The organism is Streptococcus sp. UMB1203 (assembly GCF_030217725.1).
Taxonomy (GTDB): domain Bacteria; phylum Bacillota; class Bacilli; order Lactobacillales; family Streptococcaceae; genus Streptococcus.
The window spans coordinates 12,348-35,114 of sequence record NZ_JASOOK010000013.1; the positions used below are offsets into that span (position 1 = coordinate 12,348).

At 39.9% G+C, this 22,767-nt stretch carries 28 protein-coding genes, 1 tRNA gene and 1 pseudogene; all 30 read right to left on the bottom strand.

Features of this window, described 5'->3' with window-relative positions; translation table 11 throughout:
- Nucleotides 1-2,043 carry a DUF859 family phage minor structural protein gene (locus tag QP439_RS04690; protein ID WP_285388019.1) on the bottom strand — a complete coding sequence of 681 codons (2,043 nt, stop codon included), beginning with the start codon at nt 2,041-2,043 and terminating at the stop codon, nt 1-3.
- 10 nt (nt 2,044-2,053) lie between these two features.
- Entirely contained in the window at nt 2,054-4,651 is a 2,598-nt protein-coding gene (locus tag QP439_RS04695; RefSeq protein WP_285388021.1) for a collagen-like triple helix repeat-containing protein, read from the bottom strand.
- Nucleotides 4,652-4,659: 8 nt separating this feature from the next.
- The gene (locus tag QP439_RS04700; RefSeq protein ID WP_049479251.1) at nt 4,660-5,001 is read right to left on the bottom strand and encodes a hypothetical protein; all 342 of its coding nucleotides are present in this window, start codon (nt 4,999-5,001) and stop codon (nt 4,660-4,662) included.
- A gap of 9 nt (nt 5,002-5,010) precedes the next feature.
- Nucleotides 5,011-8,286, bottom strand: coding sequence for a phage tail protein (locus QP439_RS04705; RefSeq protein WP_285388026.1), 3,276 nt, complete (start codon nt 8,284-8,286; stop codon nt 5,011-5,013).
- Nucleotides 8,287-8,299: 13 nt separating this feature from the next.
- The gene (locus QP439_RS04710; RefSeq protein ID WP_239682736.1) at nt 8,300-8,593 is read right to left on the bottom strand and encodes a Gp15 family bacteriophage protein; all 294 of its coding nucleotides are present in this window, start codon (nt 8,591-8,593) and stop codon (nt 8,300-8,302) included.
- A gap of 34 nt (nt 8,594-8,627) precedes the next feature.
- Nucleotides 8,628-8,930, bottom strand: coding sequence for a hypothetical protein (locus tag QP439_RS04715; RefSeq protein ID WP_084911549.1), 303 nt, complete (start codon nt 8,928-8,930; stop codon nt 8,628-8,630).
- Nucleotides 8,930-9,127, bottom strand: a complete 198-nt coding sequence (locus QP439_RS04720) for a hypothetical protein (RefSeq protein ID WP_285388029.1) — start codon at nt 9,125-9,127, stop codon at nt 8,930-8,932. The genes QP439_RS04715 and QP439_RS04720 overlap by 1 nt, the downstream gene beginning before the upstream one ends.
- 41 nt (nt 9,128-9,168) lie before the next feature.
- Entirely contained in the window at nt 9,169-9,612 is a 444-nt protein-coding gene (locus QP439_RS04725) for a phage tail tube protein (protein WP_285388031.1), read from the bottom strand.
- The gene (locus QP439_RS04730; RefSeq protein WP_285388033.1) at nt 9,612-10,022 is read right to left on the bottom strand and encodes a phage tail terminator protein; all 411 of its coding nucleotides are present in this window, start codon (nt 10,020-10,022) and stop codon (nt 9,612-9,614) included. The genes QP439_RS04725 and QP439_RS04730 overlap by 1 nt, the downstream gene beginning before the upstream one ends.
- Before the next feature lie 2 nt (nt 10,023-10,024).
- Entirely contained in the window at nt 10,025-10,447 is a 423-nt protein-coding gene (locus QP439_RS04735) for a hypothetical protein (RefSeq protein WP_285388035.1), read from the bottom strand.
- Nucleotides 10,410-10,748 carry a hypothetical protein gene (locus QP439_RS04740; RefSeq protein ID WP_084911557.1) on the bottom strand — a complete coding sequence of 113 codons (339 nt, stop codon included), beginning with the start codon at nt 10,746-10,748 and terminating at the stop codon, nt 10,410-10,412. Before QP439_RS04740 ends, QP439_RS04735 begins: the two co-directional genes overlap by 38 nt.
- The gene (locus QP439_RS04745; RefSeq protein WP_285388039.1) at nt 10,748-11,122 is read right to left on the bottom strand and encodes a head-tail connector protein; all 375 of its coding nucleotides are present in this window, start codon (nt 11,120-11,122) and stop codon (nt 10,748-10,750) included. The genes QP439_RS04740 and QP439_RS04745 overlap by 1 nt, the downstream gene beginning before the upstream one ends.
- Nucleotides 11,123-11,127: 5 nt before the next feature.
- Nucleotides 11,128-11,343 carry a hypothetical protein gene (locus tag QP439_RS04750; RefSeq protein ID WP_285388041.1) on the bottom strand — a complete coding sequence of 72 codons (216 nt, stop codon included), beginning with the start codon at nt 11,341-11,343 and terminating at the stop codon, nt 11,128-11,130.
- Nucleotides 11,344-11,361: 18 nt separating this feature from the next.
- The gene (locus QP439_RS04755; RefSeq protein WP_007518769.1) at nt 11,362-12,261 is read right to left on the bottom strand and encodes a hypothetical protein; all 900 of its coding nucleotides are present in this window, start codon (nt 12,259-12,261) and stop codon (nt 11,362-11,364) included.
- A gap of 19 nt (nt 12,262-12,280) precedes the next feature.
- On the bottom strand, nt 12,281-12,871 hold the full coding sequence (locus QP439_RS04760) for a hypothetical protein (protein ID WP_285388047.1): 591 nt from the start codon (nt 12,869-12,871) through the stop codon (nt 12,281-12,283).
- Nucleotides 12,872-13,060: 189 nt separating this feature from the next.
- Nucleotides 13,061-13,312, bottom strand: coding sequence for a DUF6275 family protein (locus QP439_RS04765; protein WP_285388049.1), 252 nt, complete (start codon nt 13,310-13,312; stop codon nt 13,061-13,063).
- Nucleotides 13,313-13,363: 51 nt separating this feature from the next.
- Nucleotides 13,364-13,621 (bottom strand): peptidase, encoded by a 258-nt coding sequence (locus tag QP439_RS04770; RefSeq protein ID WP_084911570.1) that lies wholly within the window; start codon nt 13,619-13,621, stop codon nt 13,364-13,366.
- 2 nt (nt 13,622-13,623) lie between these two features.
- Nucleotides 13,624-15,393 (bottom strand): phage minor capsid protein, encoded by a 1,770-nt coding sequence (locus QP439_RS04775; RefSeq protein ID WP_285388052.1) that lies wholly within the window; start codon nt 15,391-15,393, stop codon nt 13,624-13,626.
- A gap of 134 nt (nt 15,394-15,527) precedes the next feature.
- A complete protein-coding gene (locus tag QP439_RS04780; protein ID WP_285388055.1) occupies nt 15,528-17,087 on the bottom strand; it encodes a capsid protein in 1,560 nt (519 codons plus the stop codon).
- A gap of 10 nt (nt 17,088-17,097) precedes the next feature.
- Nucleotides 17,098-18,438: a terminase large subunit domain-containing protein gene (locus tag QP439_RS04785; RefSeq protein WP_285388058.1), complete on the bottom strand. Its 1,341-nt coding sequence runs from the start codon at nt 18,436-18,438 to the stop codon at nt 17,098-17,100.
- Entirely contained in the window at nt 18,422-18,955 is a 534-nt protein-coding gene (locus QP439_RS04790; protein WP_285388061.1) for a terminase small subunit, read from the bottom strand. Before QP439_RS04790 ends, QP439_RS04785 begins: the two co-directional genes overlap by 17 nt.
- 1,095 nt (nt 18,956-20,050) lie before the next feature.
- Nucleotides 20,051-20,141: transfer RNA gene (locus QP439_RS04795), tRNA-Ser, on the bottom strand.
- A gap of 105 nt (nt 20,142-20,246) precedes the next feature.
- Nucleotides 20,247-20,606 (bottom strand): DUF1492 domain-containing protein, encoded by a 360-nt coding sequence (locus QP439_RS04800; protein ID WP_285388157.1) that lies wholly within the window; start codon nt 20,604-20,606, stop codon nt 20,247-20,249.
- 360 nt (nt 20,607-20,966) lie between these two features.
- Nucleotides 20,967-21,227: pseudogene (locus QP439_RS04805) on the bottom strand (DUF1372 family protein).
- Complete coding sequence (locus QP439_RS04810; RefSeq protein WP_261202663.1) at nt 21,224-21,391, bottom strand: hypothetical protein; 168 nt, start codon at nt 21,389-21,391, stop codon at nt 21,224-21,226. Before QP439_RS04810 ends, QP439_RS04805 begins: the two are co-directional and overlap by 4 nt.
- Complete coding sequence (locus QP439_RS04815; RefSeq protein WP_285388066.1) at nt 21,391-21,648, bottom strand: hypothetical protein; 258 nt, start codon at nt 21,646-21,648, stop codon at nt 21,391-21,393. Before QP439_RS04815 ends, QP439_RS04810 begins: the two co-directional genes overlap by 1 nt.
- On the bottom strand, nt 21,648-21,857 hold the full coding sequence (locus QP439_RS04820) for a hypothetical protein (RefSeq protein WP_285388068.1): 210 nt from the start codon (nt 21,855-21,857) through the stop codon (nt 21,648-21,650). Before QP439_RS04820 ends, QP439_RS04815 begins: the two co-directional genes overlap by 1 nt.
- A 13-nt stretch (nt 21,858-21,870) precedes the next feature.
- Nucleotides 21,871-22,035, bottom strand: coding sequence for a hypothetical protein (locus tag QP439_RS04825; RefSeq protein ID WP_285388070.1), 165 nt, complete (start codon nt 22,033-22,035; stop codon nt 21,871-21,873).
- A 1-nt stretch (nt 22,036) separates the two neighbouring features.
- Nucleotides 22,037-22,375, bottom strand: coding sequence for a hypothetical protein (locus tag QP439_RS04830; RefSeq protein ID WP_050259481.1), 339 nt, complete (start codon nt 22,373-22,375; stop codon nt 22,037-22,039).
- A complete protein-coding gene (locus tag QP439_RS04835) occupies nt 22,375-22,527 on the bottom strand; it encodes a DUF7204 family protein (RefSeq protein WP_285388074.1) in 153 nt (50 codons plus the stop codon). Before QP439_RS04835 ends, QP439_RS04830 begins: the two co-directional genes overlap by 1 nt.
- Nucleotides 22,528-22,767: the final 240 nt, after the last annotated feature.

Genomic DNA, 22,767 nt, shown 5'->3' on the forward strand with positions numbered 1-22,767 from the left:
TTAAATTTTGAAAGATACATTATCAAAGTTGAGCCAAGTAGCATCAACGTTTCCTTTGACGACTACGTTACCTCCTGGATAGATTCCGATAACCGCAGAACCATAATCATTATTTAGTGCGGTCTTATATAATATTGTGGATGGTCTGAAATTTTCAGGCAAAGTAAAGATAATTGACTCACGGATAGTCTTTCCGCCTTTACAAGTACCTTTTAAATACACAATACCGTCAAATGTTTTTGAAAATTGAACATTCCCATAGTCCCTATGATGACCCCATCCATTTTGTAAATTGGCATTTTGCCAGGCTGTCGGACTACTTTCTGTTTTTAATAAAACCTCATCTTTTTTAGCATACTCAACCCAACGTGTCCAATTACCATTGCTTTTAGCTCTAACTGTTAAAAATTGTCCTGAGAAATCATAAGCTACTTGAACTACCCAGTTATCATTATGCTTAAAAACCTGCACATGTTTCCATGGATTCCCTCCGGTTGGAGAATTTGATAGATTGTAGCCCATGTATTGGCCTGAATCTGTGTAGTTGTTCCAATCAATCTCAGCGCTCAAGGAGTTTCCTCCATTTTTTGTCAACTGATGCTGTTGGATAGGCTTGTTGTCTGCGTAGATATCACCCAGAACGTCTAAAGAACCAGGTTTACCGAACTCAGCAACCTTACCGATGCCAACACGCCCGTTCTTATCATAGGACATTACTACGCTTTCAGTTGCAACAGTAGCTGAAAATTCAACGCTTGTAAACTTGTCCTCAAGCTTACCAATAATCACAAAGGATTTATTCGATGGATAATTCCCCGCCATGTTAGCAGCTGAATTAGTCAATGTATGAATACTTGTAAAATTACCAGATGCACTCCCATTATCATCCGTGAAATTCTCATTACCTATCTGAGCAACTTTGAAAGTTAAGGACATTACATTCCTTTGCTTTCCTGACTGCATTATAGGGGCTATTCGGGCATTTCTTAACACTTGCAATGTATTTGGATTGCCTCTAGTTCTAAGTGCGGAGAAGCTAAAGGAGGGGGCATAATACTCAATCACGTTGATAGTAATATCTTTAGTATCTGATTGTTTACCCCGACTATCGACAACATAAGCTCGAATAGTAGCTAAACCGCTAAAGTTCATGATACCAAAACTACCACCGTTTTTAGTTACGACCATTTTTTTATTAACAATTTCAGCTCGATATCCTGTAATAGTAGATCCATAGGCGCCAGACGCATTGTTGAAGTTTACTTGGATATCTGAAATGATTTGTAAAAAGTCATTTCCACTCAAAAGCCGTCTTGCGACCGTATTCATATCAGTTAATGAAAGACCTGTGAAGGTAGGTTTTACACTGTCTGGGATTTTAAAGTGCCAGCCATTAGAGTACACATCGCTTCCAATTTGGGTAGACCCATTATATGTTCGAACACAGATGTCCATTAGCCCGGAACTAGATTTAGGTAAGTGTCGAGCAAGATCTAAAGATGGGGTAAAGGATACACTTGTTCCATGGTTCTTCCCTAGGTCAATCCATTCGCTTCCAAAAACTCTATACCAGACTTGATGAGTAAACGAGTTAACTTTTCGATTGAATATGACGGTATGAAGTGAGCCTAAATTTCGATTTCCTTCTAAGCTAGAAATTTGCGTAGACCTAGGAATTTTGTCGAATGTATAATTCGTCGAAATTGTAATGTTGCCATGAACTCCGTTATTGGGGTCAAAAGATGCCCAGACAGACATAGTCTTTGTCCCGTCACTGTCATGAGGGATTGTAACCTCTCCACTTGCGAGGGTTACCTCTTCTCCGGACGTATCGTAATCCGGGTGACTGCTATGAACACTTGCGCCATTTAACCAGACAGAAAGGTTACTGATATTTCCATAAGTCCATGTTCTATAAGCTCCATCGCGGTCGATAGTAGCCCGCCACCTTACTTTCGAAGAGTTATTAGTAATGTCCTGACTAACTTGTTCGACGTAAAGGTTCAAATGCAATGGGCCACTAGAATTGATAAATTTAGTCATTTTCCTCTTTTTAACCTCCTACATATCGAATAACATTCACATCTTTGTCAAGATAATACTGTTCTGTTCTAAAGCGTCCGATTTGAACCGACGCGGTGAAAATACCGTTGTCGATATGAATCACACCTTGCGAAATATACATTACTTCCTTACCTGCAGAAAACATAGAAATCCTATCATGACTGACTTTGATTGATGAACTAGCATTGTTCTTTCCAATGATGAACCCCTCATTTGAAGCGCTCATATAGGTATCGATGAACTTTTTCATCTCCTTCAAGCCACCAAATTCTATTGATAAAAACTCAATTCTTCTGCCCGCTTCGATTAAATCAGATTCAGATTTTTTTTGGCTTTCTGCATTTGATTTTACCAAAGCATTATAGGCTTTTTCTAAATCACTGAACTGATCCATTGTCGCTTTAGCTTTTAATTCTACGTCATGAAGTTGAGCTTTTTCAGCTAGAGCATTTAATTGGCCATTAGTCAATTTATGGTCAGCTTTAGAGTCAATATCCTTTTTAGTCTCTGACCAGTGAGGTTGCCAGCTCGTCATAGGTATGGCTCCAACTGTTAAAACAGCCCAGTCAGCATTACCAATTCCTTCGAGTTCTACAGTGAAGAATGATACAACGTCTCCAGCGTTAAGGTTTTTCTTAGATGTGAAAGTAGCGCTCCAAACATCCAGCTCAAAGCTATATGCTAAATTTATCCACTGCCAGCTATCGCTAGGATTCTCACGAATACCAAAATTAAGTGTACTTTTATCACTCCTCCACCATTTAGCGCTTAAAGTGTACTGTTTGCCAGATTTTAAAGGTTCGGCCAAGACGAAGTCTTGCTGATGTTTATTTCTCCATCCAGTGTTTGAGCCTAGTAAGATATTACCTGATTGCTCTGTCGTGCTAAATAAAGCCGTCCACTTATAATGTGTAGGATCCTGACTGTCTGCCTCTGTGAAATCCGTTAGCGTACCTAAATAGCGCTTATTTGTGCTATCTGTTGTACTAAAACCATCACGACCGTCAGCAGAATTAGCCCAAGCTCTATGCAAGTATGGAGTGCGTCCGTCAGCTCCAGTTTTTCCTGGGATACCTTGGTCGCCTTTCAGTCCTTGCAAACCTTGGACACCAGGTACCCCCTGTTGCCCACGTTCCCCTTTTGGTCCAGGAGTCAGTTCAATTTTTTTTAGATCTTCTTTCGTCGCTACATCTTGAGCATTGATAGTGAGCTTATCAATGTTCATCACAACTTTGCCGTCACGTACGGAAACAATCTCTTGCAAACCATTCATGATTCGCAAACGTGCTAAATCCAGATCTCCAGCAATTATATTTTTGGCATTTAACGTAATGTAATTACCAATTGCTGCAGAAACTTTTTTTGCTAGCAATTCATCAGTGGTTATCGTATTGACAATTTCTCCGACATTAGCGCTGTCTGCCTTTTTAACCCATGAACCTTCTACACGTTCCCACATTTCAACATAGCCACCATTAGGTTTAAACCATATATCTCCATTTTTTGGTTTTGTAGGGCTTGCTGTATCAAGGTACATGCTACCTTGTTTAGTGATAAGTTCGTCCAAATACTCAATTTGACGTTGCACGGCTCCCTTATATTTATAAGTACCTTGTGCAACTCCAGCAGCATTTCCGCTACTATGGGCAGATAAACCACCATCAAACGAAAGTTTGTAGGACAGCATTGGAATGTTAAAATAGATATTTTCATCCCAGTGTACTGTAACCCAGTCACCAGCTTCCATAGCCATATCGCCTCGCCATGAAAGCGTATATGGATAAAAATTAAAATCACGGTATTCGTTGAAGATGCGATCCAGAATTTCTTGTGTAACCCATGGATTTTTTAACTTCATAATATTACCTGTGGACAATCCTGATTTATACACAACCTTATCAGCAGACTTACACTCAATACCTTTCAACCTGTAAGGTATCTCATCACGTTCTAATCCTCCAGGCTTATACATATCTTTTGTGATATGCCTTGATATTGTCTTTAGCTTGATAAAATCAAGCTTCCCATTACGATTAAATCTAACAAAGCTTCCTGATAATTGCGCCAAGTAAACTAAGGCCTCACGATAACTTGTTTTTTCTAGTTTCTTCGCAACTTGATCATTTACTAATTGGATATTAGTATCTGTCGTAATACCTGTCAGTCTCACGATTTCAGCTAAAATATCCCTTGTATAAGCTGGATAAGTAAGCTGACTATCATAAGCACCAGACAATCTAACAAACTCATCCTGTAACTTAATTTTTGTCTTTTTATCATTACGATTTAGCTTGACCTCGGTGACAAAAAACTTGCCAAGTGGGACGGTTTTGCCCGCAATAGCTACCGACATTGTTGCCGGCATCATTTCTTGCAGACCTTCAATAATCTCTTTAATTTCAATTTCTAGACTATTGATGTACCCACCACCAATTGTAAAATCATTACTATTACCGATGGAACTGTCGTAAGTAGCTGATGCAATTTTGGTTTTTGTGTATCTCTTACCATTTAAGTCAAAGTTAGCCTCAAACACGCGCAGATGGTTCTGTATTGCTTTGATATAATCTGATGTTACTTCTAGCATAATTCCTCCTACTGCTCGATAATAGATACAGATAAGCCGTTGTAATAGGTCACACCGTCGCTCAGACGCCCCATTACTGTCTCTGTGATAGTTCCGCGGTAACCAGTGATAGACTGTCCTAAAATGTTTGCAGTAAAAAATCCAGCTACCAATTTAGACTTGATAAGATTTCTTTCTGCTTCTGTGATAATTCCCCATTTGATGGAAAATGTACGTTTTTCTGCAATGACGTCACCCGTCATCAATCCACTAGCACTACGCCCTGTGGAAGATGACCAGATAATCTCATTATTGATACTGATTTCAACTGGAGAAGCAAGAGCTACTCCACCTACTGATATTTCACTCATGCATACCTCCTAAATCATGAGGGGGGATTCCCCTGTTTTAATTGCAATTTCATTGATTTTATCTACAATTTTCTTGGTGATTTTATCACCATCAATTGTCAAATCAAGAGCACGAACCGCTTGCAACAACTGTGTCAGTAAGGCTAGAACTTCTGGCCCACCGCCATTATTTGACAATTCCGCTGCACGACGTGCCATTTCAAGCATTTTATTTTCCGGAGCAACAATCTCACCGTAATGCTTGTTGTCACCAATCATGGCAATTTGTGGTGTATTGGCCTTAACAAAGCCACCTTGAGCAAGTCGAGGTAGTCCAATGTAACTGAAGCCACCGATACTTACACCAGGTAATTTATTAATTACGCCAACAGCACTATTAAGCAATCCGATACCACTATTAATTGTGCTTTCCACCGTGCCAAGCACCCCGTTAATAACGCTACGTACAGCACCGCCAATGGCGCTTCCAACCATGGTTCCAACGTGAGTAAACGTTGAGCGTATTTGCCCCCAAAGTCCGCTAAAAAACCCGATAATGCCCGAAAATGCATTCTTGACATTGTTATATGCTTCGTGGAATTTTGAAGAAAACCACCCTGGTATACTAGCAAGAGCAGATTGGATATTACTCCACTTCCCTGCAAACCAACTTGCAATAGGATTGAAGATACCTGTTAAACCTGTCCACGCGTTGTGGAATTTGTCTTTGAACCAATCAGGAATAGAAGCAAGATTGCTTTTTAACTCATTGTAGCGTTGAGAAAACCAAGAACCAATACCAGTAAAGATAGCAACAATGGCATCCCAGGCTTGTTTAAACTTATCTTTGAACCATTGAGAAACAGGGGCAAACACTTCTTTGGTCTTTGTCCACAAATTACTAAAAAAGTTCGCAATATTAGTGCAAACCTGATTAAACCATTCTTGGACAGCACCCCAGATCTCAATACATTTCGCTTTGATAATATCCCAGTTTTGATAGAGTAGTACTCCAACACTAACTAAAGCAATCACCGCTCCAACGACTAGGGTTATTGGGCTTGTCAATACTGCCATTGCTGCATTGAGTGCCCACGTCGCAGCGCTCAATGCTGTTGCTCCTGCGGTTGCTGCAAAACTAGCTGAAGTATCAGCAACTTTAGCCGCAGTACTCAATCCCCAAGCAATCACCTCTCGACCTTTTTCGGCAATCAATGTTGCTGTATTAACCACAAAATCCTTTGCATACATTGCGTTTAGGATGGCAGTTTCTGCAATATCTTTTACTTTAGCAATTGTTACGGCATGAATTGCTGTTCCAACATTATCGAATGCAGTCTTAACATTAGCAAAAACAGCCGGAAGTCCGCCGGCTTGTTCTATCATTGAAGCGAATTCTATTGTTTTCCATACCGTAGCAAATGCAGTGATAGGTCCGATTAGCTTAGATAATCCTTTAGAAAAACCAATAATAAACGGACTAACAACATTGTCATAGTTACGCTTAATTATATTCCCTAATTCATCAAGAGCTTTTGCAATTGTTTCAAACAATGGTGCTAACTTCTCTAATGCACCAGCTAAAAACTTAACTAATCCAGGGGCATTATCCGAAACGATTATCTCTAATCCTTTCATAAGGTCCCGACCTAAGCTACTACCAACATCAATAATTGTTGAACCGATACTTAAAATTGCAGATACAATCGCACTGCCAATTCTTACTGCTCCAGACGATGTGATGACATCATAGAATGCATTTGATAAAATCTGGACGATATTTCCAGCTGATTCTGCAATGCCACCTATATTCGTAAATAGGGATACTAAAGCGCCTTTAATATGCTCTTTTTGGCGTTCTAAGCCATTAGCTATACTTTCAGCTATAAAGACTCCTATCCCGAGAGCAACAGTCCCTATCGAGCCAGTAAACTGCCCTAGAGCATAAGCTATCTTATCAAGCATAGTTTGAAAAGAAGCAACAACTTTTGGATCTGTAAAAATCTCTTGAAGTACTTCGCCAATTCGTTTTAAAGCACTCTGAAGGCGTTCAACACCATCGAATCTAAATGAAGCGTTGAAACCATTCTGGAACAATTTGACGAGTTCAAGCAATCGTTTAAATAATCCATCAAACAAACCGTCTAATTGATTCCCACCTTCAGCAATTTTCCCCATATCTACTTCAGCGCCTTTAGGTGTTCCACCACCTCCGCCGCCTGAACCACCAGGACTGCCTCCGGAATCTCCACCACCATCTCCGCTATCGGATGAGTCAGATAGTTTATTGACTTGGTCAAATCCCATGAGAGATTTCATTTCTTGAGCAGCTTTCTTAGCTGCTTTACCAGCTCCATCCGCAGCCTTCCCGGCTCCTTTGGCGGCTTTTCCTAAGTTGCCAGCTCCTCCTGCTGCACCATCAGAAGCCTCTCCTAAATTACCAACTGCATCCGCAGTTTCTTGAATACCGGAGCCTTTCATAGACTTCTTGCCAGTAAATAGTTCTGTCAATGCTTTAAAAGCATTACCTACTGTCAGCAATTTGCTGAGCAAAAAGTTAATGACTTTGATAACTGGGGTAAAAATGTTAATCAAGCCAACTCCGACGCTTGCCATAAAGCTTTCGAACTGTAGCTTCATAATCCTAACTTGGTTAGCCCAACTATCAGATGTCCTAGCGAAGTCGCCACTAGCCAGTGAAAGCTTGTCTGTTACAAATGCGAACCGCAAAGCAACTTTTTCAGCCTCAGACATTTCTTGTGTCGTCTTCCCAAAGCCATTAGCCATTGCATAGGCATCAAGTGCTGATTGAGTCATGACCACACCTAAATCTTTAAGCGTCTCTGTTTCACCAGTAAAGACTGATTTCAACTTTGTGTAGGCTTCATCTTGACTAATGTTGTAAAAAGATGCCACATCGCCCGCTAAACTAGTTAAGGCTGTCGACATCTCGTAAGCTTTTTGTTCGTTAAAACCAAAAGCTTTAGTCATCGCACCGAATGTACCGGTGTATCGTTTTGCCATGGTCTCTGATAACCCAGAGGTATACATAGCTTGTTTTGCAAAGTCATCGACTTGCTTGCTCATGCGTGGGAAAGCAACGTCAACAACGTTTTGCACTTCATTGAGATCTGAGCCGAGCTTGATAGCTTGAGCTCCGAAATCAACAAGTTTCTTGATTGCAAATGCTCCTGCAAGCATCTTGGCAGCTTTCGTCGCCATCCCTTGCAAGCCACTCATCTGCCCTTTAAATTGTTTGTCGTTGACGACAAGGTCAAGACCAATCTGGCCAACTGTTTGTGCCAATAGCTATCACCTCCTACTTAGCCATCTCAACAAAGGCTTGTTTTAATTCTTCAAGAACTTGAGTCAAATCTTGTTCTGTTTTCTCTTTGGCAAGTTTCAATCTCCATTCGTTGCGAATACGGTGCTGTCCTTCTGAAAATACTTCTAGCATTTTAGGGTCATCTTCGCTTCGAATTTGGACGATTCGACCAAGCGGTGTTTCTCCGGACAAACCAGCTAAGAGAGCCTTGAACTCTTTCCACTTCATATTCTTAAATTCATTAGAGTATACAGATAAGCCATACTGTGTCCTAAGAGAACTGACGATTAAATCGAAATCCTCAAATAGGTCATAGTATGGCTCACTGTTCTCCCGCTTCTTCTTCTCCCATGACCAATGTCATCGCTGCTTCAATAACTGTAGTTAAATCAGCAAAATTCAAACGCATTTCATCAAGTGTTTTACGACTATTTTCAGGGAAGATTAGCTCAAACATTTCCATCATTTTTTTGGCAGATGGAGTTCCTTCTTCATCGCCGATAGTCTGCATCAGAGTCAGTACAGTTGTTGCATCTGTATTGACTTCAATTTCAGCATCTTTAATTTTCAATTTTGGATTTTCTTCAAAATTGAGTTTTTCTGTGATATCAATTACTTTTGACATTATTCGGTTTCCTTTTCTTCAGATAAAATGTTGATCAGTACTTGACCAGTTCGATTTTCTTTGCTTGCCATAGCTTCGATTCGCTCTTTGGATTTACCGCTTAAATCAACGGTATCTCCAGCCTTGTATTCAATACCTGTATCGGTATCAATAAAAGCCATGGTTGCAATTGCGTTGGTTTCTTCAGCTTCAACCATATTTCCTCCTTAAAATAAAAAGAGGGTCGAAACCCTCTAATTTAACCTGCTGGTACCACTTCCGGTTTACCATTTGACATAACATCAAATGACAATGGTGCAACGCCAGTTGAATCCCCCGAGATAAAGTCCTTAAGATTGATAACCGCGTCTTTAAATTTGATTTTGGTTCCGTCTGGGAAAGTCCATTGGAAGTCTGCTTCAGAATCGCGACCATTTTTAAACGCAAGATCTGCGATGTAGTCGTTGCCTGCATCACCTACATTTCGTTTACCAGAAACAGAAATTGTAACTGACTTCGCAGTCATCAAACGACGTGTCCAACCTTTTTGGTCAAATGGTTTCCATTCTTCAACACCATTGTCAAATGATACTGAGAATGATTCCATGTCTGCAATATCAACAAGTGATTCAACTCCTGCAGTTCCTTTATTTACTTGGAACTGGTTTTCATATACGGGGAATACCCCAGTTTTCTGAGCCATTAGTTGCCCTCTCTTTCTCTTTCGTAATATAAATCAAGCTCGATAACACGCTCATACACGTTATTATCATCTGTTCCTACATCCACAGGCTCGTTCTGCAATAAGGCAATCATCTTAACAGGTATTCCACCGATAACAACCAATTCAGCCTCAAACAGACGATTGTAGAGGTACTGAGCACGCTTCTCGGTCTCATTCGCATTCTTGTTCCAGTGAATTAAGATGCTGATTGATTTGACATCATAGCTTGCCAGTGTTCTGCCTCCGATTGCTACCCGAGGACCATCGATTGTCTTTCGTTGGTAAATGCCTATACTATTTTCTTGCTTATTATCGATCTTGCCAATGTAGTAGTTATTAGCTGCATTAAATGTTTTAATCCAGTCACGGACTTCAGCTAATGTAATCATGCTTAAACCCCCGTGATTTGTTTGTAAAGTTGCCCGTAGGCTTGTTTTATTTTGTGTGACTTCTTGCCACCATCAGCCCAATCCTCAAACCACTTTCCTTTTGCATGAGGATTTTCTTTCGTCTGGAATTGATATTCAGGATGAAAGTACAATCGTCTTGCGTAAGGAGTGGAATGTACCAGGCTTACTACACCTTGGGATGAACGTGAGTAATCTGGAGCCATTGCTTCGCCTTGCAACACACCTTTATCAAATGGTACGACTTGTGCCTGCACAACTTCTGTATGCAGGTATTCAGCAGTCTGTTCCAGTGCTATGATTTGAGCCCTTTCCAGTTTGCGGATAGTGCCAAAATCTAGCTTTACTGTAGAATTCACAAACATAGCATCACTCCAATCCGATGTAGGTATAGTTAACAGTCCCATCTGGATTTCTAGCTTTCCGGCTGTCCACAATCCTCCTGACAATACCAAATACAATTGCAGTCCCACCGCTCAATGTAGGCAAATACGGTGCAATATCCCCAACGAAATAAGCTGACCCAGTAATTTGGACCAGCTTCTTCTGTTCAGTTAGGACTGTTTTGACACTGTCCTGATAATTGCACTTTAGATTAGCTCTGAACGCCTCTAAAGGTTCGCCGTCTTCAGAAACTCCTTCTTGGTTGACTGTGACTGTGATTTGCGTCTGGCAAAATTGAGGTAAGACAAGTTGTGGAAATTTCATCAAATAACCCTCCTTGTCAATCCTGTTTGCTTCAAAAGTTCATAGGTTTTGCGATAAATAACAATACCTTGTTCTGTAGCGATATTCCAATTTGATCCAAATTGCATTGACACACCATTAATGCTGTAGTTTGAAACTGTAGTAGCTATCAAATCAGCATTAACCTCCTCAAAGTCAACAATCTGACAACAAGCCTTTTGGATAACTTCTTGCTGAAATGGTGTCAGATTATTGAATCCAATGCTACGGATTCGATTGAACGTAAGTATATCAATCTTGTCAGAAGCTGATTTAAGTTTGCTAGCCAGTTCTTCTGAATCAGCAGAAATCACACCAACAAACGTCTTTTTGTAATAATCTGGACTAGCATACATGACTGTTACTCCTTAGCTTCTTTCAGCTTCTTGATTTCAGCATTAGCTTTTTTCAAGTCATCCAAAACTTTTTCGTACTCTTCTTTTGAAACCTTGTCGACAGATTCACCATATTTTAATTCACCATCTTCATAGATTTCAAAGCCACGACCAACAAAATCATTGATCGCTGACTCATCGATATCATAGACGCGAGCGCCTTTAATTGCTTTTAATACCATATGCTACACCATCCTTTCTTACGCTGTCGCGTTAATAAAGATACCAGCTGCTTTGTTCTTGATCAAGAATGCATCCATGTAGAAGCGAGATTGAAGCAAATAGTTATCAGCTGTACGTGAGTCATGCCCTGGTGTAAATACTTTGATGTAAGAGTATTTTTCACGAGCAACTTCACAAGATGGGTGGATTAAGATGAAGTTCATTTGTTTCGCTTCATCTGTTGCGACACAACCATTTGTAAAGTTGTATTGTGATTTCATGCGAGCTGATTGCACTTGTTTAATTTTAACATCATCAAGGCTATAGATAGAGCGTTTGACATCGCCATTTGAACCATTCACTCCTAGCACACGTTGGATGTCTTTGGCCTGTTTGAAGAGCTTGTTGACAGCTGGGGTGACGTACAAAATGCGACCTTCAGATGGGACGCCTGCTTCGTCCATTTTTTCCATGGCATCATCAAATTTTTGCAAGATATTTTCTGCAGTCAATGTTGTAGTGTCGATAGTAGCACCGTTAGCAGTATACTTGCCTGCTTCTGTGTAGAGTTTTGAGAACACGTAGCAATCTTTTTCAGGAATACCTTGTTCAGTTTCCAGAGTGTTCTGGACATTGGCAATAGAGACGACAAGGTTTGTTTCATCAACATCCATAGGATCAATTGCAAATTCGATGTCGCGATCATGTTCGAGTTTCTTTGGTTCCCAATCGTTTGAAATTGTTCCAGAATTAAAACCGATAGTTTGACGATTGTGGTCTTTGTAACCAGATACTGTGATGTTCGGCAACTTGATTGTTTGAGCATTGATAAATTTCACTTGCGGATTTGAGTTAAACAAATCTACAGACGCAAGTTCTTTTGCATATTTTTGATGCAAAGCTTGTTCGAATTGTTCTGCGTAGTTATAAACTGTCATAATTTAATTCTCCTTTTTCTTAAAGACCAAACGCTGCAGCAATGGCATCAGTTTGGTTGGTTTGTTGTGTTTTACCGGTAGATCCGATTTGTTGAAACCCAGTTGATTCTTCTTTATTTGGCTTCAGTGCAGGAACGTCTTCCAAAACTTTTGCGACAATAGCTTTGAAATCTTCTGGTTTCGATTCAAGTGTGAGAGTTGATGTATCAGCCAATTTCATCACATAAGGTAGTACACCAACAGGCAATCCTTCCTCGATTGCTGCTAATTGTAGATTTCGCTCTAAATTAGCTTGCAATGCACTTGCTTGTGCCTGCGTTAACTGTTGCTGTAGTGATGTGACATCTGGTGTTGCATCAGCTTTCTGCGACTTAAAAGCAGTAATAGCTTGAGCCATTTCTTCACCACTCAATCCTTGCTGCTTAAAGTAATTTTTTAGCACGGTATCTTCAGCAATTCTTTGCTTGCCTTCGACAATGCTAGCGATTTTGTCATAGTCAATCTCAGTAATGCTAGCTGGTTGAGTTTGGCTTGACGTGTCTTGTCCACCTGCAGAGCCAGAGCCGGTTCCTGTATCTGCATTATGGAAAAATAGTTTGCGTTTGAACATAGCGTTCTCCTTTCAGTTTTAAGGGTGTCTCCCTATTTCAGTTATTGTCACTGGTGTCTCCACGTAGTTTTTAGTCTTCGGACAAAAATTAGAGTATAAGAAAAACCGCCTCGAATTCGACGCGGTTTATAACAATTTACAGTAATTTATAGCAGTCTATTCCTGCCAGTCAAGATGTTGGATCACCTCCTAATCTTTAATGGCACGATTTGAAACCTTGGCGTAAACATCCACATAAGTCTCTTTCTTGTCTCTATTATGCGTGATTTCTGCATAATCTCCACAAGGTTCGCTTGATGTAATTGCGTTCGTACTAACAAGAGCTTTCCAGTTTTGCAGGGTCTTGCTAAACCAAACTACAAAGCAATCTTCTGCTTTGATTTCACGACCTGATAAGCGCGAAAATTCTTGTGATGCCAATTGTTTTGCTTTTTCTAACATTTTTATTCCTTTCTGAGTACAAAAAAAGCACCTTATCGGCGCTCTGTGATATTAACAATCGTAAAATACATACTTCTCACGTTGCAGTCTACGTCTTTTCTCATCTGAATCATAGCCGTACTCATCTGCAAAATAATCGTATTGATCTTTGATACATTTATCTAGTTTTGCTTCAAAGATATCACTCTCTTCTTGTGGTCCATAGATAGCCGCTACAGGAAAAATCGGGGCCACTAAACGATATCCAAAGATGTCGCTAAATGTATCTGCTTTTTCTGCTACACGTAGATAGCTTTCGATAATCCGCATGACTACCTCTCCTTTAGTTTATTTATAACATAATTATAACTCTCAGGAAAAGTTTTTTCAAGTATTTCTCTGCGTTCATCATCAAATTGCGCCTCAAACACATGCGCAAAAAACTCACTCTCTATATTTCCTTTTTTCTCCCAGTAAACGAGCGAGTGCGAATACTTACCTTGTATTCTTCCTTCACTCAACGCTCCTAATATATCAGATGCCGAAGAGGCTTTATCGTTGATGTGGATTGCTTCGAAAATAGTATCGTCAGATAAATTGATAAAGTCTTTACGTAGAAGTTGCAGTATTTTTTTATCCTTTGTGAATTCCCAACCCAGCTTCTCATCTATTTGGTGACCAAATTCATGGAAATAACCAGTACCAGGTCCGCGAAGGTCATCTACGTCCTTATACATATTCAGGAAGAGTTTTCCAGATTCATATCTCACAACTCCTGTTTCTGCAATAGTTGCAATCGCCGACTGATCGGCTAATCTTGCAAACAAGTCTTGTCCAAGCTCTGTACCTCCCTTGAATTTTTTTCGAGTCGCATCGATATACATGTGTCGTGTCTCTGCAGCAATCTTCTTCGAAGCTACGCCACTAGTATCTCTAGGCAATCTCTGACGATTGATGAATTTCTTGTAATCACTATCACTTTCGAGTGAAAGCTCTTGGTATAATTTGTATCCTTTTTCTGCTTCAAAGTATTTCAGATTTTCTTCTGCATTAGACTTAAGTTTAGACCATTCTTCCGCCCTTGATGTGTACTTCTGAACATTGTCTTCATCGAGACTGAACTGCGATAATCTGCTAAAGCGTTTCTCCTGTCGCTTAGCATGCTGAACTTTGTTGTCCAGTAACTGTCTTTCCTTGATGTCGTCCAATTCCTGATTTGTAAATATTTTCTCTGGCTCGCTACTGATCCCAGGGAAATAAGTTGTATGCTTATCTTTGCAGTTAGGGTGATACAAACCAGCTGCCATTGCAGAACTTAACAATGGATATGGACCATCATCCGCACTACCTCCTGACCAGACATCATCAATCAATACTTTACCTTCAAAAGGCATACACAGAGGACATGCATTCGATCGCTTGTTTAAGATAACAGTATGAATCCCCCACTCCTGGCGCTTGACTCCCTCACCCATTAGGTAGGCTCTTTTGGTTGCTGTCCGAATGGCCATGTCAGCATACGATACGATATTGACCATGGCGCCGTTACTGTACTGGATGGATGTGATTCCCCGACTTAGAAAATCTTTGGTGGCCATATCTACTGATTGCTCATAAGTCTTAGCTCCTGTGTTAGCTGCTACCTGAGCATCAAATATTGTGCGCCTGTACTGGTCGTCTGTATACCGCAATACAGCATGCTCTGCCGTCTTCATATCATGCTCGACCGAGTTAAGTAACGCATTCAACTTTCGTTCGTTGATAGCAAAAAATGAAGCCCCTAGATTATCTTTTCCACTGTTAAATTCAAAACCGTTCTTGATAGCTTCCAGGATAGACATTTCCTCATCATCCATGCCTTGCCTATAGGCTTCTTGTATAGCTGTGGAAATCTTGCTATTGATATTGGCAAACTCTTTGCTATATTTTTTGGCATTAGCTCGCTTAAATCGTTCAAGCTCCTTCAATTGAGCGACCTGCCATTGTTCCCATTCAAAACCTTCAGCAGTTTCCTCTGCTTTATGCCTTCCTAGATTTCTAATCATTGAATCAAGCAGATCGTTTTCAATTCGCTCAAATGCTTTAGATACATCATAAGCCATTGCAGTACACCTTAAAACCTTGCGCTTTAAAACTTCTCAATTGTCGTTTCAAAGCTGTTTTACTAGGCATTTTGAGATTGAGCATATCCAACTTGTTGTTCTTCTCAACAGCATAGATACCAAACTCTACATTATCACTCGCTATCTGTAGAAGTCCCTGCGCTTCCTTCTGACTCATGTGATAGATCCTCTGTCCTATCGTCACTGTCTTCAGCATCTTCAGCCTCCTTCTCTATCTCAAAATCGTTAGCAGCTTCATTCAATGATGGTACGTCAACTTCTGTCACACCTTGCTCCGCTTTGATTCTTGCCACTTCATGGTCTTTCCAGTCCTGGTCTTTTGAGTCACCGTACAATTCCTCAACGCTCGCTTCAATCGACATGATACCGCCTGTCTTAGCTTTGGATACCGTCTCAACTTGTGATTCAAAACTAGGGTTAGCATACTCACCAAACGGCACGTCGACCTTGACTTTCTGTAGTGGTTCTTTCTTAAGCACACTATCAGCATTCAAAACCATACTAATTAACTTTGGCAGGTAATCTTGCAGAGCTGTCACAATAGCATTGCGAGTATAGAGAGTTGCCTTTTCTTTCTCACGTTGTGCCTCGGCATTATCTAGCTTCTTGACATCGATACCGAGTGTTGACGGGCTAATAATACCTTGTAAAGCTAAATCAAGTGCAGTCACATATGTACTCAAATAACTTTCATGCGGGATATTAGCTTGTTGTAATGTGATTGTGTTTTTGGCATCCTCACCCATAGCCGTCTCGACCTTGATAAAACGATGGTCAAAAGGATTGCCCTTACTAATTTCGCCTGTGTAGGGATCTCTAGGAAGTAAGTTCTCAGGAATATACTCTCGTGATCGTCCAGAACGAAGAGCATCCATCCACTGACTCCAAGACTCATCCAAGCTATCAAAAGCATCAGTCTTACGATCATAGATAGATTGACCACGGCCTTTTACTTTAGGTGACGTGTAAATCTTAAACGGCAAGCACAAAATAACGGATTTATCAAACGCTACATCGGAAAGGTTAGCAGTGTACTCTGTCGCGCTCATATCTAACTCAGTTTCGCCCCTGTAGAGCTTATAAGTTAATGAGCCATAGCCGTAGATTTCCTCGAGCAAATAGCTCCGTCTGTGTTCTGTGAAGTGCGTGCGGAAAATAACTTCTTTCAATCTTCCACGGTTGTAGATGATTTCAATTCTATCTCCACCAACCCATTCAACAATAGGCAATGCTGTAAGTTCCGGATCAAATGAAATACGAAAAGCACCATCACCCATCACAAGACTATCTTTAATCGCCTCCTGCAGTTGATCGTGGAAGTTGCTATCTTCAGCAATCTCTTCCCACAATTTTCCTTGTGTTTCCTCGGCAAAATCCAAATCATTCATATCGTGCAGCGTGATATCAACCAACCTATCAACAATGAGACCAGGTATTCCTGTGTGAATCTTTCTAATTTCTTGACCAGGAGTGCTTGTCGCTCCCCAAAAGTTGATGTTGCTATGTGGCAATTGCTTGTAGAGCTGGTCCAGTTCGTATGAGTCGCCACGGTACCAGATTTGGTTCTTGGCTGCATTATCTTCAAACGTCATTGCCTCTGTAATTGTGATGACATTTGGCTGTGCCTGTTCCAGTTTGAGAAAACTTCTCATACCCTTTCTGATCATATCCATTATTCCCACTTTAGTTTTCCTTTCTTCCGATTATCTTCCTGTATGGCAACCATGCATACTGATTCGCATTGATTGTGTGATCATTTGCATCTTCCGGCTCATCTTTTCCTTCTTTCCATGAGTAAGTGTTTAGCTCTTTGATATGATTCATACAATGACTTAACACATAGTAGCAACCTTGAGCTAACCAACCAATTTGGAAGTTGATCCGGTCAATAATTTTGGTTTTCTTATAAGCATTGTTAAAGATATACAGACAGCCGTATTGTCGCTTGTATTTGTTTAATTCTGTAATTGTTGCTTGGTCCGCACTATCAACAAAGACATCACGCGCCAATCCCCATTCACTACGGTTACGTTCTAGGAAATTGATAAACTTGACTACAGTATCAGATGGTGCAATCGGTACATCAAGATCTGCGTTGTTGTAGACTTCCTCATCCAGCGTATATAACTTCCCGTCATCTGATATCCCTTGGAAAATCATTGCAATTGTATCCGGACTACTTGCTGAGTAAGCTGTATCTAGTCCAGCTGTGAAGCGCTGGAACGTGACCGTATTCTTTACAAAAGACTTACTCAACACATGTCTTTTACTATCAAAGTTAACAAAGACAATTCCTGTTGCTCGGCCACGTAGACCAAGGATTTTATTTTTGTAGAGCTTAGTCCCAACTGGTGCCGCATCCTTTTTCTTCTGGATGGCTTCTGGTGTCAGTGACAGGTTATCATTAAACGTAAAAAACCAGTAACGCCATTTAGGGTTAGCTGGTTCTGATAGGTCTTGCATAATTTCTTCTGGCACATCGCCTGCGTACTTTTTGTAAGGCCGTGCCTTGTTGATAAACTCTTTGTAGACCGGTAAATCAGGATTATCTGGATTGAGCGTTGCCATCAAATAATCGTTACGTGTGGACAACTCACGGACAAACTCGATGTCAGCCGTGTTGACCTCATCAATATAGACACATCCATACTGACCACCTAGGACCAGCTTCCATTTTTCCTTATTGTCATACCCCAATACATAAATGATTTTCCCCTCAAACTTGATGTGAGGAATCTTCGAATCTTTATCACCATTACCACAGTAGACGGCTGTTTTATGGATGTCTAAAATTCCGTTATCCTGATTGATGATATTCTTTTCGGCTACACCAACTGTCTTTGCCGCAATGATGTGGAACTTCTTCGAACTTCGACTTACTGCTCGCATAAACTTGACACCAACACCAACCGTTGTTTTTCCAGCTGCTGTTGTACCTTCCAAAAAGTCAGCATCAACATTATTAAAGCTGTTGCAAAAATCAATGTACTTTTGAGATAAAGGGAAGCTATTCGTCAAGTCCATCACCGCCCAACTGACTGACGATATCGTCAAACTTCTTAGTTTCGGTTACCGTAGCATTGATATCTACTTTATCAGTCCACATTTGATGTCGTTTCCCTAGTAACTCCAAAGCTTTGTTCCTATCGCTATTTTTTGTCGGAATTTCAACCAGCTGAGGAATTTCGTTATAGACTTTCACGCTCTTGCCTGTTTTGGAATCGGGTATCAACTCAGCTACTTTTGTCGTGACCACAATTGTCTCTTTTGCCTGACCTGATGCAATCTCTGATAACATCACAAGAATTTGTTTTTGAGTCAGGATTTTTTCATCCTGAATCTCATCCATTCTTTTTTTGATATATTCATAAATGTCAACTTTTGTCAACAATCTTTGTCCTTGACTCCTTGCAGTCTTCTTACTATACCCAGCTTTGATCGCCGCATCTGTTGCATTTGCGTTGATGATGTACTCATCTGCAAATCGTTTTTGTCTTTCATTCAATTTTCCATCACCACCTTTAAAAATAAAAAAAGCCACACAATGTGCGACCTTTTTAAGACCTCTCTCTGCGAATTAAAATCGCAATTGGAACGACAGGATGCGAACCTGTGACGTCTCAATTCCCTAAACAGGATTTAATCCGTCTACCATATATCCATTAATCAGCATGAGACTACTGCTTTAAGCGAGTGACTTTCGATAACTTATAGTTTATTATCTTGTCCACAAATATTCCTACTTGTATCACTCATGCACGATTGGTTAGACCAATCACTCCTTACATCACAAACTACTAAGCCATTTTTCAATTAACGAAGACCCCGCTAAAAGTCTAAGCTGCTTTACTCTTTGACTTTACTCTTATCCTTGCGAGACTTGAGCAGGCAATCTAATTGCCGAAGTACACTTTCGTTTGTGACGGGCGATGACTTTTGCTTTTTTCGAATTTTTTTCTATCTTGAATAGCCTTAAAACATAAAAATCATCTTTCATCTATCACAGACACGCATCGCCATGTGTTTCATTCTCTTTTGAAGAACAAAATGCACAGCGCCTGCTTGTTATCGATTGTTTTGCGGACAATCAACTCACCTTACATACTTTTGGGAGGCGCCCAATTTTTGTAAGATATGGTATTAAGCTCTTGTTGCACCTCGAACCAAATACCTCTTTCCTCTTATAGACTCGTTTCACAGCCAAACTGCCACATTTGCATTTCCTCAGCACCTTGCCGTTGGAATCTCTCTGCTTTAACTTCGCCTACCTATTCCAAAACTGAAATAGTTAAGATTAAATTGCTTAGATTGACCATTGCTGGCAGGATGTTTGATAGATTTTAAAACATCCTTTTCCTGAGTTACCACAGATTATCTAGGCTAAGCCCTAAAAATGCAAAGCGACTACTACCTTGCGTGTTAATTAGTAATCAATTTGAAAGTTTTCCTTTTTTTATTTTTTGTAGTCTTTAAAACCTCTGAGGGAATCAAACCATCTAGCTTATAACTTATCCGGAATATAATTAGCTACGCAATCATGCGAGGTCCAGTCGCTCCGCAACCATTTGTAAGTTAATGAGTGATATATGAATGCTAAGCCTGTTGCCTACCCTGTTCTAGGACACAAAACACTCAAAGGAGAGTGTGGGATTTGAACCCACGAACCGCACATAGGCGACCACCCGTCTAGCAAACGGGCGCATTCAACCTGACTCTGCCAACTCTCCATGTCAGGGAAGGCTTACTGCCTTACCCTTAATTCTTGATACTACCATTCTAACAGATTTTTAGAACCGTGCCGTCCCAAATAGTCCCATTTTGAACTTATGACATCAGATAACTTCTTCTAAGGCTAAAATTGCCTCATTCTTCAATCTGTAATAGGTTGTACGGCTCATTTTCAAGTCATAACAAATACTATCAGCCGTACCTTTATTGATATAAGTCATTCGTAGGATTGTTCTATGCTTAGGATTTGTCAGCTTGTTAATCATCCGCCCCAATTCCATTTTTCGATTGATTACAACATTGGTATCTTTCTCAATTTCGTCTTTCATCGTGATCAACTGAGCGTACACATCATCAATCTTTCTTGTCTGCCCACCTTTTACTTTAGCTTCGGCCCACTTTGGACTTGAGAGCAGGCCAGCCTCAAGCTCTTTGATTTCGTCGATACGACTCTGGATATCCATGTCAAGATTTTGCAATTCGCTTAAAAGCTCTTTAGCCTTCACTCTCTATCTCCTTTATGATATAATAATAGTGTGTTAATTATAGCTGAGGCAGAGAGTGTCTTGGCTTTTTTGTTTGTCATCGGTTTAAAATCTTGACGACCTCACCAATTTTGAGAGGGACCCGTACATACTTCTCCTCGTGCGAAAGGAATTTAGGGATTTTAAAATAGACGATCGTTTGATTTGGTGCCACTTGTTTTATTGTATCAATGTATTTTACCAAATTGCTGTTAAAGGCGACATTCCCTAGCAAGACGAACCTTGGCAATGCCTGTCTAATCAGTTTCAGCCTTCCTGAATATGGATATTTTTTAGGTTTCACAACCTCACCTCATCCCAAACTTTCACTTTATCGTACACGTCCTTCGTAACTACGAAAATGCCATAGTCACGAATGGTAAGCGTGTATAACTTGCCGTGTCACCCTTTCTCGACGACTTTACCGAATATTTCTGTGCCTTGATTATCAGCCTTATAGACAATCATCGGCTTCTTTTCCTCTAAATCTCGAATCCTATCCATCTGCCAGATATTCACCCCAGCAGATAGCAGAACCCATATTGCGATAAATCTTTTCAATCTGTTACCTCCTTTTCTACAGTAATTGTAAATTCACGGTCATTTATGTTTAAAGGTAGAACTGCCCCTGTTTTTGAATCGTCTTTTAGCAAATCCAATACAATCTCTAAAACTTGCTTGCCTAAAATCAATTGTGTCTCTAAAATATTTTGCACATCTTCCATCACTGCACCTCATTTCTCAATTCAAAACTAATTCCATACAAAAGCAAATCATTTTGAAAATCAACGAATGCTTCAATCATCTCAGCTTCTTGAAAGTCGTATTCCTCGACCGTACCCAAGAAATCGTCAATATCATCTCTTTGTACACTTCCATATTCTGTCTTTGTATGTTCAATGGCTGATTCATAGCCATCTACATCAATTGTGTAGCAGATTCTGCCACTTGAATAATCATATTTATAATTCTTGATAATCATCACTCCACCTCCCCAATAATATCCAATACTTTCAAAAGTTTATCTACTGAATTTTGAGTGATAGAAATATGATGTTCTCCTAAATTGTAAGGTGTTCTTAAAAACAAGATATTAGGGCCTAGACAGATGCGACTAATATCATCTATGTTGATAAGCTCATCTTCAGTATGTCCTCTATAACAAGATTGTATTTTAACAAATTTTGTCATTTATTCCACCTCCTCAAAGCGCCCATCTATTTTTGGACTTATTTATTTTAAAAATGGGATTTTTCTTTTCTTTTTTCTTCTGCTTGTGATAATCGCTATCTTTGTTGAAGATAATATCTTCATTTTCAATCAGTTCAGGAATGAAGTATTTAGATGGGTGTCGTTCAGATCGTTCCATATTACCACCTCATATATAAATATTTCATATCAATATCTTGTTCTAAAATACACTCTTTCAGTGACTTTAAAACTTCTAAGGCACCGCTGACTGTTCCCCATCTATTTTCAGGTTCATACTGCACATACTTTTCAGGGTACCGCTCTAATTCAGATATACCGCGCTGGATATTATCTAAAATGTCAGCAATGTTATATGTGGTGTCTTGGTCAAAATCCCAATCCATAGCAATTCTAAACATCTTACCGAGATTGTAGGTCGGAGAACTATATCTAGGTTCAGCAATACAAATATAATCTCCACTCTCTATTTTCGCTAAGATTTCCAAATCATAACTCATTACTCAATCTCCTCCATCTTTACTTTATACATTCGCTCCCCTCGATACTTGCTCTCAAGCTGAGCCTTGCATTTAGTAGCATCTCCCACTTTCTTAAAGAAGTGAGTTTCATCTACCATATTGTCAAAATATAGTGTTACTGTGTATGACATTTTTACCTCTTTTTCTAAACTGCTACCGTGCTACCGATAAATTCTAAAAAGTAAAAAGTTTTTTTCAAGAATCCCTATTTCATAGGCTTTCTTTATTATTACTATTATTTTATATACTTTTTTTAAAAATATAGGTAGAAGAGTAGCATTATATATAAATATTAAATAAAAGTCAGTAATATCAAGGGGTTAGACTGCTACCGATGTGCTACCGATGTCTCATTTTATCGGTAGAATGCT

Excerpts from the sequence above, each read along its gene's own strand:
- QP439_RS04690 (WP_285388019.1), bottom strand. The coding sequence starts at position 2,043 with ATGACTAAATTTATCAATTCTAGTGGCCCATTGCATTTGAACCTTTAC.
- QP439_RS04695 (WP_285388021.1), bottom strand. The coding sequence starts at position 4,651 with ATGCTAGAAGTAACATCAGATTATATCAAAGCAATACAGAACCATCTG.
- QP439_RS04700 (WP_049479251.1), bottom strand. The coding sequence starts at position 5,001 with ATGAGTGAAATATCAGTAGGTGGAGTAGCTCTTGCTTCTCCAGTTGAA.
- QP439_RS04715 (WP_084911549.1), bottom strand. The coding sequence starts at position 8,930 with ATGTCAAAAGTAATTGATATCACAGAAAAACTCAATTTTGAAGAAAAT.
- QP439_RS04720 (WP_285388029.1), bottom strand. The coding sequence starts at position 9,127 with ATGGTTGAAGCTGAAGAAACCAACGCAATTGCAACCATGGCTTTTATT.
- QP439_RS04725 (WP_285388031.1), bottom strand. The coding sequence starts at position 9,612 with ATGGCTCAGAAAACTGGGGTATTCCCCGTATATGAAAACCAGTTCCAA.
- QP439_RS04730 (WP_285388033.1), bottom strand. The coding sequence starts at position 10,022 with ATGATTACATTAGCTGAAGTCCGTGACTGGATTAAAACATTTAATGCA.
- QP439_RS04735 (WP_285388035.1), bottom strand. The coding sequence starts at position 10,447 with ATGGGACTGTTAACTATACCTACATCGGATTGGAGTGATGCTATGTTT.
- QP439_RS04740 (WP_084911557.1), bottom strand. The coding sequence starts at position 10,748 with ATGAAATTTCCACAACTTGTCTTACCTCAATTTTGCCAGACGCAAATC.
- QP439_RS04745 (WP_285388039.1), bottom strand. The coding sequence starts at position 11,122 with ATGTATGCTAGTCCAGATTATTACAAAAAGACGTTTGTTGGTGTGATT.
- QP439_RS04750 (WP_285388041.1), bottom strand. The coding sequence starts at position 11,343 with ATGGTATTAAAAGCAATTAAAGGCGCTCGCGTCTATGATATCGATGAG.
- QP439_RS04755 (WP_007518769.1), bottom strand. The coding sequence starts at position 12,261 with ATGACAGTTTATAACTACGCAGAACAATTCGAACAAGCTTTGCATCAA.
- QP439_RS04760 (WP_285388047.1), bottom strand. The coding sequence starts at position 12,871 with ATGTTCAAACGCAAACTATTTTTCCATAATGCAGATACAGGAACCGGC.
- QP439_RS04765 (WP_285388049.1), bottom strand. The coding sequence starts at position 13,312 with ATGTTAGAAAAAGCAAAACAATTGGCATCACAAGAATTTTCGCGCTTA.
- QP439_RS04770 (WP_084911570.1), bottom strand. The coding sequence starts at position 13,621 with ATGCGGATTATCGAAAGCTATCTACGTGTAGCAGAAAAAGCAGATACA.
- QP439_RS04775 (WP_285388052.1), bottom strand. The coding sequence starts at position 15,393 with ATGGCTTATGATGTATCTAAAGCATTTGAGCGAATTGAAAACGATCTG.
- QP439_RS04780 (WP_285388055.1), bottom strand. The coding sequence starts at position 17,087 with ATGGATATGATCAGAAAGGGTATGAGAAGTTTTCTCAAACTGGAACAG.
- QP439_RS04785 (WP_285388058.1), bottom strand. The coding sequence starts at position 18,438 with ATGGACTTGACGAATAGCTTCCCTTTATCTCAAAAGTACATTGATTTT.
- QP439_RS04800 (WP_285388157.1), bottom strand. The coding sequence starts at position 20,606 with ATGGATATCCAGAGTCGTATCGACGAAATCAAAGAGCTTGAGGCTGGC.
- QP439_RS04810 (WP_261202663.1), bottom strand. The coding sequence starts at position 21,391 with ATGGAAGATGTGCAAAATATTTTAGAGACACAATTGATTTTAGGCAAG.
- QP439_RS04815 (WP_285388066.1), bottom strand. The coding sequence starts at position 21,648 with ATGATTATCAAGAATTATAAATATGATTATTCAAGTGGCAGAATCTGC.
- QP439_RS04820 (WP_285388068.1), bottom strand. The coding sequence starts at position 21,857 with ATGACAAAATTTGTTAAAATACAATCTTGTTATAGAGGACATACTGAA.
- QP439_RS04825 (WP_285388070.1), bottom strand. The coding sequence starts at position 22,035 with ATGGAACGATCTGAACGACACCCATCTAAATACTTCATTCCTGAACTG.
- QP439_RS04830 (WP_050259481.1), bottom strand. The coding sequence starts at position 22,375 with ATGAGTTATGATTTGGAAATCTTAGCGAAAATAGAGAGTGGAGATTAT.
- QP439_RS04835 (WP_285388074.1), bottom strand. The coding sequence starts at position 22,527 with ATGTCATACACAGTAACACTATATTTTGACAATATGGTAGATGAAACT.